Origin of the sequence: Microcoleus sp. w1-18aA5, from assembly GCF_036701705.1 — a bacterium.
Taxonomy (GTDB): domain Bacteria; phylum Cyanobacteriota; class Cyanobacteriia; order Cyanobacteriales; family Microcoleaceae; genus Microcoleus.
The window spans coordinates 1-11,810 of sequence record NZ_JAUPTE010000124.1 but is presented as its reverse complement, the minus strand read 5'-3'; the positions used below and the strand labels follow the sequence as shown (position 1 = coordinate 11,810).

The window sequence follows — 11,810 nt, the reverse complement described above, 5'->3', positions numbered from 1 at the left end:
AAACCGGAGTCAAAATCCTCCAAAGGTTTACCCTACATACTCCGACGCCTTTTGTCAATGGGGGAACTTCAGTTTAAAAAACGCCCCAATTTTGAATACCCCGACTGCTGAAAACCCCTTGGGCCCGACTAATATCATCCTCAGCGCCATCTACTACTACCAAATAATCGCCCGCGTGCAGGCGATCGGTGTAAGTTCTAGCTGTTTCTTCGGGAATTCCCAAGTCAGTCAAGGCCTTCACCACCCCACCGAAAGCTGCCGCTGAGACGCCAGTGCTTGCTACGCTAGCCACCAGTGAGGCGCCCAAAGTGCCCGCTGCAATCATCGGCCCGATTCCGGGAATAGCTAAACTTCCGAGACCCACTAGCACGGTGGCTAAAGCACTATTTGTCAGAGTGTCTGCTACCACTCCTGCTCCTGTGTCTAGATTTTTATCGCCTACCTGAGCGATCGTTTGAGTCTCGCCTACAGACTCGCCTGCCTCCCTAGCAACAACCGAAACTTTATCCATTGGAAACCCGGAAGATTTCAATTCTGTCAGAGCTTGCTCTGCCTCTTCGCGGTTAGAAAACAATCCCAACGCGCGGGTTTGATTGCTTGTTACCATATCTTTCTTCTTATCTCCTGTCCAATTAAACTCAAATTCAAGCCTAATTATTGCGCTTGTTTTCAATCAGTTATATTGATATTTTTCGATGTTTATCTTCAGCATTCATCTATCTGTAGATATAACCTGAAAAACAGCAACAACAGTTATAAAATCAGCGCCCCAAATCGTGCATGGCATTAATCTCGATCGCACATCTTTGAGTCAGCGCTTGCAACTCCTCGCGATCCGACGAACCGGGCGCTTCAATTAGCTGGCCAATTCGCACCGTCAGCGGCACCGGACGCGGCATTCCAGAACCTTTCGACGAAATCGCGTGAGTTCCCCACAAACTAACAGGTAACAGCGGCGCTTTTGCCTTAGCAGCTATCAGCGCAGCACCTAATTTCGGTTCAGTAATTCTGCCGTCTGGCGTGCGAGTTCCCTGCAAAAATACACCCGTCGCCCAGCCGTTTTCCAAAGAGTTGATAGCCGAGCGAATTGCACTGCGATCGGCACTTTCCCGCTTAACTGGATAAGCACCGTAAAGCGTAATTGCCTGCTTCAAAATAGGAACTTTAAATAACTCTTCCTTTGCCATAAATGCGACGGGCCTCCTCATGCAATTCGACAAAATCGGAGGGTCAAAATCGCTGGCGTGATTGCTGACTACCACCACCGGCCCTTCTGTCGGAACATTTTCTGCACCGTAGATGCGGCCTCGAAAGTACAGGTGCAGCATCGGGCTGACAATTGACCATTTAAATAAATAGTAGAGAAGTAAACTTTCAACTGGTTCGCGACTTTTGCTCACAGAAAAACCTTAAATTTTAAATTACATCGAATATTAGCCTATCAGTTCAGCAATCAAAAAAGTAGCACTACACGGATTTTGACACGGATACACGGATAGGCCCAGCGATCGCACTGTTTAGCTAATTGGCTAAGTTGACTATCATCACTGTATCCGTGTTTATGCGCGTCGTGCTGTTAGATGATTCGGCAGTTGAAACCGCTTTGCAAGCTGGTGTAGCGCCAGAATTTATTCTGGCGAATTCTTTGCAAAGGCTCAATTTCCGGCCAGCATAGCTTTCTGTCCCTCCGAAGAAGTCGCGTAGCCCAAGAAATCCTTAACTGCTTGGCTAGGAGGATTTTTGTAGGCGTAGTACAACTTCCGCTGGTAAGGATAGTTACCAGCATCCGTAGTCGCACCGTTGATTGGAACAACGCGCCCCGTTTTCTGATTGACGACTTGAGCGAAAGTCGCATAGCCTATGCCGTTGTTGCCTAAAGCTTGCAGCAGGGGAGTTGTCGCATCTCGATCGAGCGTGGTAATATTTGCCGTCGTGCCAAACTCGCCACCTCGGAGCACTTGTTCTTTAAACGTTTGGTGAGTGCCACTAACTGCGGGTCTGTTAATTACTTTCATCGGGCCCGCCGGGCCGCCGACTTTCGACCAGTCTTGAGTATTTCCCTTAAAAATATCTTGAACTTGAGCCGAGGTTAAACCTCCTTTGAAAGGGTTGTTAATGCCAACTACAATGGCGATCGTATCTAGGCCAACAGGCACCGCTGCCAAACCCTGACCTTGTGGTTGAGCCGTCAAAGGCTGCGATACCGCAGCAATATCGGCTGTTCCTGCCACCAAATCTTGAATTCCCTTTGCAGAACCGTTAGCTTGGGAATCAACTCTAGTGCCAGGAAACTTGGCTTGAAAGCCATTCTTAAGATTGAGGTTGATTGTCACCATACTGGTAGAACCTTGAATCCTGACAGTCGTACCCGCAGGAACAGAAGCTGGAAGCGCAAAGGAACTAGCTGCAACAGGCGAAGAAGCACCGCCGACTACTGGCGCGACGGGAAGTGGGACGACATCGCCTGCAGGTGTGGGAGTGGGGGGATTGTTACTAACATCTTGCGACGCTGGTTTGTTGAGAAAAAAGAACCAACCGCCACCGGCTAGCAAGAGAAATAACAGGATAAAAACTATGGGGGGAGGCCCGCTCTTCGCCATAAAATTGTCCTTAGCTGGGAAGTTCTTTGTTGTTGGAGTCGTCTAACATTTGTAACCTACGATTAACTTCATCGTCTAAGGTCATATTTTCTAATTCGGCCTGAAGTCTTTCTTGGGGGTTCTCAGATATTTCTGCTAAAGCTTGCTGTTTGAGGTTGCGGCCGTGGACGGCGTTTTTGGCTTGCTCAAACTGCGATCGAGCTGAATCTATACTGAGGTCGTTGTTGACTTTGGATATGGCTCCGAGGGCTTCGTTAATCTCTGCCATATCTTTCATATTTTGCATATCGGTTTTGTAAGCTTCCAGCTTCATCCGTTCTCGATTTAGCTTGTCTTTGGAAGCGTTGACGTATTGTTCGGCTTGTTTTACTTGGGATTCTAATTGCGGCAGAATTTGTTCTGTCTGAATTACCTTCGCCATTGCCAAGCGAGCTGCTTCTTCGTTGCCATTGCGCTGGGCTGTGATGGCTTGGCGCTCTACGGTTTGCATTTCCCTAACTTTTTCTTCATATTTCGTTTTGGCGCGCTGGTAGGCTGCAACTTGGGTGGACACTGCTGCTGCTAGCTTTTGCACTGATTCTTGCATGGATCGCAGTGACTCTTCGGCTACCGCCACCGACACCTGGCCGCCGGATTCTACGGGCAGTCCCCACATCCAGTTCCAGGCACCTACTATGGTTCTGCCTGCCTTGTCGCCCATCAACCAGTAAAGGACTTTTTTCATATAAGTAGCAGATAAGCTTGGTTTTTATGCCTAGTGTATATCAGGATTTGTCGATCGCCCCGTCAATCGATTTTAGATTTTAGATTTTAGATTTTAGATTTTAGAATTGAAGCATTGACCCCACGGATAAATTCGGGAGATCCTTTATCGGATACAGGTTTTTTATTTCTGGACGGATGAATCCGGGGGCTTGTATCATGGATGCTTTCGGTCAGGTCGATCGATTTCTCGATTTTTGATTAATATTGTCTAACTGTCTGGATCGTCTATCCCCAATTTGCAAAACAGGCAATATTCGGATTTGCCTGTTTTGCGATTCGTTTTTGGGCAATCTTCGGATCGATTAACTCTCAATTTTATAACCTGCCGTTTAATAACAGGCTAAAAATAGATTAAGCGGGTAAATCTGCAAAACTGCTAACATTTACCAATGCTAAATCGGGACAAGTCCGTTTGATCAAACCTGTGAGAACTTTGCCGGGGCCAATTTCCACTACCCGATCAATTCCTTGTTGTGGCAATTGCAGGGAAATTTCTCGCCACCGCACGCCTTTGGTCATCTGCTGAGTCAACCGCTGCTTTAAAGTGGCTGCGCTGGTAGTGGCTGACGGTTCTGCGTTCGAGAGCACCAGCATTTTAGCATCGGAAAACCTTGCAGACTTTAAGGCTAGTTGAAACTCGGCAGCCACTGATGCCATCAGGGGAGAGTGAAAAGCACCGGAAACATTCAATTTAACGGCGCGTTTGACTTTGATTTTGGCAAGCAAATCTTCTACTGCTGCGGGCGTTCCAGAAATCACGACTTGTGCTTCGCTGTTGTCGTTTGCCAGCACCACGTCTCGGCTGTATTGAATTTGCAGTTCTAGTTCCTGCCTGTCGAACCCGATCAAAGCCACCATTTGACCGCCGGAGGCAGTGTCCATGAGTTCGGCGCGACGTTTGACTAAGCGTAATCCGGTTTCAAAGTCAAAGACGCCTGCTGCGTAGAGGGCAACATATTCTCCTAAACTGTGACCGGCAACTACCGCTGGTCGATCGCTTTTTTCTCGCACTAAGTCGGCCAAAATACTTTCTACTACGAACAAGCAAGGCTGAGTGTAGAGAGTCCGAGATAGTTTTGCTTCTTCTTTTTGGCAAACTTCCGGGACAGACCAGCCTAAAATTTCTTTAGCGAGCTCAAATTTGGCTTTGGCTGTTGGCAAGTTTAATAAGTCTGCACCCATCCCGATCGCCTGGGAACCTTGTCCGGGAAATACCCATGCTGTTTTAGTCATTTTTCCGGTAATCTGCTAATTGGTGGTTGCTAATTGGTGATTGCAAAAATTCTTTCTTTCCCGCTTCTAAGTTCGCTCGCTGGTATCCGCTATCTTTCGGTTAACGAACTCTCTACTCGCGACTCATAATTCTAACATCTAACTGCGATTTTTACCAGGTTTATTTTTTTTTGCTACTTTAATTTGATTAATAGGCGTAGCACAATTTTCAACCTTCAAACCGGGGAAAGTCGATCGAAGAATAGAGGATGTTCCATTTCCGCACGCCCTTGTCAATAACTGCTGTCCGGCTGGTGCACCGCTGCGAACCTTGCCCTATGTATGGCGTGTTAAAGGATTTGTATTTTACTCGATCGAACTCCCGACAATAACCGGAGCAAGTTTACAGCCGGCCGCCAAATATTACCTTCCCCATTGAAAAATCGCAGCCCCCCAAGTCAAACCTGCACCGAAACCAGCAGCAGCAATAGTATCGCCCGCTTTAACTTTACCCAGACGCACGGCTTCGTCTAAGGCAAGGGGAATTGAAGCGGCTGAGGTATTGCCGTAATTCGCCAAATTGCTGATTACTTTTTCGGGGGGAATCTTTAGCCTTTGGGCAACTGCATCAAGAATCCGCTGATTGGCTTGGTGCAACAACAGCCAGTCAATTTCGGCGACGCTGATATTGGCCCGAAACATAGCTTTTTCTATGACTTCCGGCACTTTTCTCACGGCAAAGCGATAGATTTCTTGACCATTCATTGTGATGGGTTCAAATCCGCCAACTCCGACGCTGACGCCCTCAATTAATTCTTTTGACTCGGCTTTGTAAGCCAAATTGAGAGACGAATTTTGTGTGCCGTCGCTGCGAATTTCAAATCCCAAAAAGGAATCGACTTCTGAAGCTTGCAATACCACCGCACCTGCACCGTCTCCAAATAGAATGCAAGTACCCCGATCCGACCAATTCACCCAGCGAGATAAAATATCTGCTCCGATCAGCAAAACATTTTGATAAACCCCTGTCCGAATGAACTGCGAGGCTGTCACTAAACCAAAAATAAAGCCCGAACAAGCTGCTGTTAAATCAAAAGCCACAGCTTTTGTCGCGCCCAATTGATATTGAATTTTACTGGCAGTGCCAAACAAATCGTCAGGACTCGAAGTCGCCAAAATAATTAAATCGATATCTGTCGGCGAAATTTCTGCCATGGCGATCGCCTTTTGAGATGCCTCTGTGGCTAAATCGCACAAAGAAGTGCGATCGTCCGCCAGCCTGCGGGAACGAATGCCCGTCCGCGCGCCAATCCACTCGTCAGAAGTTTCTACTATCTGACTCAAACCGTTATTATCCAGCGAAACCTGCGGTGTACAAGAACCGCTACCTGTGACGGCAATGCCGAACCCTGATTGCTGCAACATTCCTCTCCATTTATGAGCGATCCATCTAGAAATTAAAAATTAAAAACTCCCAATTAAAATTATTTTTTAAACTTCTGAAATTACTTTTTTTAAGCAAAACAGTTGGTTTAAGCTGACATTTTTAATTTTACATTTTTAATTTTTAATTCCTACTTACTGCCTCTAATTCACAGCTTCTTGTTCCAGAGCGCTTTGGTTATTGGACGATCGAATTCGCTCCAGCACTTGGTTGTCAATAGCCTCCTTCGCCAAACGAATGGCATTAAAAATCGAGCCAGCTTGAGACGAACCGTGGCTGATAATGCAAACTCCAGCAACGCCCAATAGCAAACCGCCGCCGTGTTCAACGTGGTCTACCCGCTGCTTGAATCCTTGCAAGCTTTTTTGCAGCATAGGGTCGTTCATTTGATGTTGGAGTCCTTTGACCAACTCTTCCTTAAGCACCTGGACTACGACTTCGCCCACAGCTTCGGCAAACTTCAACAACACGTTGCCTACAAACCCGTCGCAGACAATCACGTCGAATTTCCCCGACAGCACGTCGCGGCCTTCGGCATTGCCCACAAAAGGAATGTTCGGGTTGTCCACCAATAACTGGTGAGTTCGCACTGCGGCGTCGTTGCCTTTAGAAGGTTCTTCGCCAATGTTGAGCAGGCCGATTTTAGGTTCGGCGACGCCCAGCACGCACTGGCTGTAAATAGTTCCCATAAGAGCGAACTGCTCCAAAAATTTGGGGCGGCAGTCCACGTTAGCGCCAACATCGAGAATGAGTACAGAGCTGCCCGGTATCATTGTCGGCAAAACCGCACCGATCGCAGGGCGATCGATTCCGGGGAGCCGGCCCAACCTGAGCAGGGCAGCAGCCATTGCCGCGCCGGAGTGACCGGCGGACACCACAGCATCAGCTTGCTGCTGCTTTACCAAGTTCATCGCTACGTTAATCGAAGCGTTGGGCTTGCGTTTGAGGGCACTCAAAGGTTCTTCGTGCATTTCCACCGCTCCTTCAGAAGGAACGATTTCTAGCTGACCTGTACAGACGCGGCCGAGCGCGTCTTGTTGCCGGAGCGAGTCTTCTATTTGCTGCGGGTCGCCCACGAGCAAAATCTCTACGCCTAATTCTTCTTGTGCCTTAAGCGCTCCAGCTACAACCTCGGCGGGGGCATGATCCCCACCCATAGCGTCTATTGCAATTCTTGCGCGTGTCGATCCCATTGACCAATGTTTGAGAAACACTAAAAATTCTACCAGGAAGTCAGGAGCGTGAATCCATAAGTCTGAATAAAGAACTAAAATCCGCTCGCTAGGGCGATCGGACAATTCTTATTTCCGACTACTCTGATAGAACTTGTTTTGTCACTACTTTACTATTTTTGACGGCATATTGAAAAAATCAATGAAATAGTTTACATGACCGCAAGCACTTTAGTCCGGGAACGCCGGATTCATCCGTGGAGCAAGAAAAAAGCTCCCCATCCTCATCACTTGCCCCCGGATTTATCAGTGGGAGCGCTTTCTTCAATTCTTTAATCTCAAATCTCAAATCGATTGACTTTAGGAGTAAAAAATGCTGGATTTATTTAGCTCAGGGATGATGTCTCTGTGGCTGGACATGGCTGGGGTAGGCACTGCCGCGCCTAATGCTGCGTCAGTGCTGGCTTGGCGGGGAGGGATACCCGGGTTAGTGGTGGCCGAAGATTTGGCTTTTGGGCGAATAAATGCGGCAAATCCAGACTTGCCTGCAGAAGCGACAGTGCGGGAATATTTAAAAGAGTTGAAAGACAAAAACCTGATTGATGGAAATCAGGGAATTTGGGTGCAAGCGGGAATGGTGCCACTGGTAAGTCAGCAGGGGAAGACGCTGATGCCTGGGGCTTCGCTGACTAAGATTGCAACTTCTCTGGCGTCGCTGGAGACTTGGGGCCCTGATTATCAGTTTGAAACGCGGTTCCGGGGAACTGGGCCGATTAGGAATGGGGTGTTGCAGGGAGATTTGGTGGTCAGCGGCGGGGGCGATCCGCTGTTTGTGTGGGAGGAGGCGATCGCCGTTGGCAATGCTCTCAATCAAATGGGTATCAATCGTGTGGCAGGGAATTTGGTGGTGACAGGCAATTTTCGCATGAATTATCAGTCCGATCCTTTGGCCGCGGGGGAGATACTGCGGCAAGCTCTTGAGGGTAGCAATTGGCCTGCGGACGTGGTGGCAATGTATTCTAAGATGGCTCCGGGAACTAGAAAGCCGCAAGTAACGGTGGCCGGCAGCGTCATTGCTGAGAAATTTGTGACTTCGGGGCGTTTGCTGCTGAAGCGCCGATCGCTCCCTTTAGCCGAAATTCTCAAGCAGATGAACGTCCACAGTGATAATGAAATAGCTCAGATGCTGGCCGACGATTTGGGCGGGGCAAAAATAGTGCAGCAGCAAGCGACTTGGGCTGCGGGGGTGCCGGAGGAGGAACTTCAATTAGTTAACGGTTCGGGATTGGGAGTGGAAAATCGGATGTCTCCGAGGGCGGCTTGTGGGATGATGCAGGCGATCGGGCGCAACCTTCAGACGACTGGGCTGACGATTGCTGACTTGTTTCCGGTGTCCGGGCGCGATCGAGGAACTTTGGAACACCGACACATTCCGCGATCGGCTGTGGTGAAAACTGGTACTTTGGACACGGTGATTGCTTTGGCTGGAGCCATACCCACGCGCGATCGGGGTTTAGTGTGGTTTGCAATTATTAATCGCGGCACCGATTGGGACTCTTTGAGAGCACAGCAAGATATATTTTTGCAAAAATTGGTGCAGCAGTGGGGAACTGTATCGATTTTGCCAGTAGCAATTACACCGCACATTGACGGCGCCAGACCTGCCTTAGGGGCAGCAAATCGTAGCGATATTTTGGTCGGAGGTTAAGAAATAGGGGTTGAGTTGGGGTTCGGGGAAGGAGCACTGACAAAATAGCTTAGAATTGAAACAAGACTATTGTGCAAGAAGATGATCAAACTGCGATTGAAGAGATACGGGAAAAAACGCGAGACAAGCTACCGGATTGTAGCGATGAACAGTTCTACCCGCCGCGACGGCCGTCCCTTAGAAGAGCTCGGCTATTACAACCCCAGAAATAACGAAACCAGGCTGGATGTTCCAGCGATTGTCAAGCGCCTGCAAGACGGCGCTCAGCCAACTGACACTGTGCGTGACATCCTGAGAAAAGCCCATGTATTTGAACAAGTCGGAGCCGGAGCCAACGTTGAATCCAGCACAGCAACAGTCAGCTAGTCCCAACTATGCTGGACTGGTTAAGTTTTTAATTGGGCCTTTTTTAGAGACCCCAGGCTCTTTGCGGGTTGATTGCGAACTGCACCCGCGCCAATCGCGGGTCTGGGTTAGGCTTGCTTTTGAAGATCCCGACAAAGGCCGGGTTTACGGTAGGGGCGGACGCAATATTCAGGCAATTAGAACTACGCTCGAAGCGGTGGCGCAGACGGCGGGTCAGTCCCTCTACTTAGATATATACGATGGTGAAGCTGGCGATCGTGGATCGGGCCCGCCCAGGGGCGATCGCGATCGCCCGGATCGCGACCGCCCAGATCGTGGCTCGCGGGAGCCGCGAGGCGACTTCCGACCCCGGACGCCACCTCCGTCGCCGAGTCCCTTAGCTAGCAGAACTCCGAGAGAACAACCTCGCCGTACTAACACACCTACGTTTAGAACGAGCAGAAATACTCCCGGTTATTAACTAACTGCAGAGCTAAGAAAGAATTTTAGATTTTAGATTGCCTGTTGTAGACTTTGTATTACAAGCCGCGTTTGGTTTGAAATTGCCGGTTTTGCGATCGGAAACAAATGTGAAATTTTAAATTTCAAATGTCAGCGGCATCAGGTTCATCTAAAATCTAAAATTTCCCATCTAAAATCTAAAAGTGCCTGACTTAATAGAAGGGAGATTTGATTTGTGCCTCAAGCACCAAACTCATTTGGGAGCTAAATCTAAAAGACGCCTTAGATACTAGGTAAAACCTAGTAACGGGCGTCTTTTTGTTCGCAAATAGTGACTGGTTCAACGTTTAGTTGTTAACTTTTAATTGCTTATTTGGAGGAGATTATGTTGGCATGAATGAAAAACTAACAATAGAGTTACCGAACACTCAAAGTGCAATGTCGCTGGCCGGTAATCAAGAAGAAAACCTGAAAATGATCTCTAAGCAAACCGGTGCTAGCCTGGTAATGCGAGGGCAAGAACTGCTGATTTCTGGCACAAAAAGTCAAGTAGAATTGTGTCATAAATTAGTGCGATCGCTCTCCGACTATTGGAAATCCGGCAAAAATATTACCGGAGTTGAAATCCAGACGGCGCGCCAAGCTTTGGATACCAACCGCCAAGGCGATTTACAAGACTTGCAGCGAGACGTTCTCGCCAGAACCCGCCGCGGCGAAGAAATTAGAGCCAAAACCTTCAAGCAGCGGCAATACGTCCAAGCAGTACGCACGCACGACCTGACATTTTGCATTGGCCCCGCTGGTACTGGCAAAACATTTCTAGCGGCTATTTTCGCCGTGCAAGCCCTGTTGAGCAAGCAGTACGAACGGCTAATTTTAACAAGACCAGCCGTGGAAGCTGGCGAAAAATTAGGGTTTTTGCCGGGAGATTTGCAGCAAAAAGTCGATCCATATTTGCGCCCGCTTTACGACGCCCTGCAAGAAATGATCGACCCTGAAAAAATGGCCGATTTAATGGAAAGAGGCTTGATAGAAGTAGCTCCTTTAGCTTATATGCGGGGCCGCACTCTCAGCAATGCTTTCGTAATTTTGGACGAAGCTCAAAATACGACGCCGGCTCAGATGAAAATGGTGTTGACTCGTCTGGGCTTTCGATCGAGAATGGTAGTAACGGGGGATATCACTCAAACAGATTTGCCACCAAACCAACAGTCGGGATTGTCAGTCGCCCAAAACATTCTACGCAACGTTGAGGGCATTGCGTTCTGCGAATTCTCTCAGGCGGATGTGGTGCGACATCCTCTAGTCCAGCGGATTGTCGCTGCTTACGAACTGCACGAAACATAGTCATTAGTCATTAGTCAGTAGTTGTTGGTTGTTAGTTATTGTTGTTTTTAATTACCAATAATCAATGCCCAATGCTCTTGGGCCCAATGCCCAATTCCCAATTCCCAATTCCCAATTCCCAATTCCCAATTCCCAAATTAAATTATGCCTAATCTGAAAGAATTCTTGGAAGCTTGCGAACAATTGGGAACGCTGCGTTTAATCGTGACTAGCAGCGCGGCGGTACTGGAAGTGCGCGGTTCAATTCACAAGCTGTTTTATGCGGAGTTGCCGAAGGGTAAATATGCCAATATGCACGCCGAAATATTTGAGTTTCACTTGAATATGGACAAAATTAAACAGGTGAAGTTTGAAACTGGTGAGGCAAAAAGAGGCAATTTCACTACTTATGTAATCCGTTTTCTGGACGAACAAAATGAGGCTGCTTTGAGCGCGTTTTTGCAGTGGGGAAAGCCGGGGGAATACGAACCAGGACAGGTGGAAAATTGGCACGAATTGAAGGAAAAATACGGGGAGGTTTGGGAACCTGCACCTGTTGAGGCTCTTTAAAAGATAGGTTTTTCCACCTTTAAATTGCATATTGGGGGCGGGCAGGATGCCCAACCCCTACTCCCCACAAGCAGAACATTTATTTTTGTGCAACAGGCATCTTGCCTGTTTATGAAAATGGTATAAAATCTGGGGGGGTGACAAAGAGGCCTAGGAGATAGACCGAATCAGGGTTGCAGCCCGCATACCTTGTTGATAAAAGCGAC

The 11,810-nt window shown here is 48.2% G+C and carries 13 protein-coding genes; 6 read left to right on the top strand and 7 right to left on the bottom strand.

Features of this window, described 5'->3' with window-relative positions; all coding sequences use genetic code 11:
• Positions 1-73 precede the first annotated feature (73 nt).
• Positions 74-607 carry a hypothetical protein gene (locus Q5691_RS26555; protein ID WP_333213635.1) on the bottom strand — a complete coding sequence of 178 codons (534 nt, stop codon included), beginning with the start codon at positions 605-607 and terminating at the stop codon, positions 74-76.
• Between the two features lie 154 nt (positions 608-761).
• Positions 762-1,400 carry a lysophospholipid acyltransferase family protein gene (locus Q5691_RS26550; RefSeq protein WP_333348110.1) on the bottom strand — a complete coding sequence of 213 codons (639 nt, stop codon included), beginning with the start codon at positions 1,398-1,400 and terminating at the stop codon, positions 762-764.
• 134 nt (positions 1,401-1,534) lie between these two features.
• Between Q5691_RS26550 and Q5691_RS26545 the strand changes: the two genes are divergently transcribed.
• Positions 1,535-1,675, top strand: coding sequence for a hypothetical protein (locus Q5691_RS26545; protein ID WP_333311518.1), 141 nt, complete (start codon positions 1,535-1,537; stop codon positions 1,673-1,675).
• Here the strand turns inward: Q5691_RS26545 and Q5691_RS26540 are convergent.
• From Q5691_RS26540 to plsX, 5 genes are all read right to left on the bottom strand, one after another.
• On the bottom strand, positions 1,656-2,600 hold the full coding sequence (locus tag Q5691_RS26540) for a phosphate ABC transporter substrate-binding protein (RefSeq protein WP_333311519.1): 945 nt from the start codon (positions 2,598-2,600) through the stop codon (positions 1,656-1,658). The genes Q5691_RS26545 and Q5691_RS26540 overlap by 20 nt on opposite strands.
• 10 nt (positions 2,601-2,610) lie before the next feature.
• Positions 2,611-3,324 carry a PspA/IM30 family protein gene (locus Q5691_RS26535; protein ID WP_333213643.1) on the bottom strand — a complete coding sequence of 238 codons (714 nt, stop codon included), beginning with the start codon at positions 3,322-3,324 and terminating at the stop codon, positions 2,611-2,613.
• A 392-nt stretch (positions 3,325-3,716) separates the two neighbouring features.
• Positions 3,717-4,598: an ACP S-malonyltransferase gene (gene fabD, locus Q5691_RS26530; RefSeq protein WP_015175203.1), complete on the bottom strand. Its 882-nt coding sequence runs from the start codon at positions 4,596-4,598 to the stop codon at positions 3,717-3,719.
• A 402-nt stretch (positions 4,599-5,000) separates the two neighbouring features.
• Positions 5,001-6,002, bottom strand: coding sequence for a beta-ketoacyl-ACP synthase III (locus tag Q5691_RS26525; RefSeq protein WP_333213645.1), 1,002 nt, complete (start codon positions 6,000-6,002; stop codon positions 5,001-5,003).
• Positions 6,003-6,164: 162 nt separating this feature from the next.
• Positions 6,165-7,214 (bottom strand): phosphate acyltransferase PlsX, encoded by a 1,050-nt coding sequence (plsX, locus tag Q5691_RS26520; RefSeq protein ID WP_333311521.1) that lies wholly within the window; start codon positions 7,212-7,214, stop codon positions 6,165-6,167.
• Positions 7,215-7,566: 352 nt separating this feature from the next.
• Between plsX and Q5691_RS26515 the strand changes: the two genes are divergently transcribed.
• The 5 genes from Q5691_RS26515 (at position 7,567) to Q5691_RS26495 (ending at position 11,604) form a co-directional block, all read left to right on the top strand.
• Positions 7,567-8,901: a D-alanyl-D-alanine carboxypeptidase gene (locus tag Q5691_RS26515; protein ID WP_333213649.1), complete on the top strand. Its 1,335-nt coding sequence runs from the start codon at positions 7,567-7,569 to the stop codon at positions 8,899-8,901.
• Positions 8,902-8,982: 81 nt separating this feature from the next.
• Complete coding sequence (gene rpsP, locus Q5691_RS26510; RefSeq protein ID WP_333085027.1) at positions 8,983-9,267, top strand: 30S ribosomal protein S16; 285 nt, start codon at positions 8,983-8,985, stop codon at positions 9,265-9,267.
• A complete protein-coding gene (locus Q5691_RS26505; protein ID WP_333085049.1) occupies positions 9,239-9,727 on the top strand; it encodes a KH domain-containing protein in 489 nt (162 codons plus the stop codon). Before rpsP ends, Q5691_RS26505 begins: the two co-directional genes overlap by 29 nt.
• Positions 9,728-10,101: 374 nt before the next feature.
• A complete protein-coding gene (locus Q5691_RS26500; RefSeq protein ID WP_333348107.1) occupies positions 10,102-11,055 on the top strand; it encodes a PhoH family protein in 954 nt (317 codons plus the stop codon).
• Positions 11,056-11,199: 144 nt separating this feature from the next.
• Complete coding sequence (locus Q5691_RS26495; RefSeq protein WP_333213653.1) at positions 11,200-11,604, top strand: ChuX/HutX family heme-like substrate-binding protein; 405 nt, start codon at positions 11,200-11,202, stop codon at positions 11,602-11,604.
• Positions 11,605-11,810: the final 206 nt, after the last annotated feature.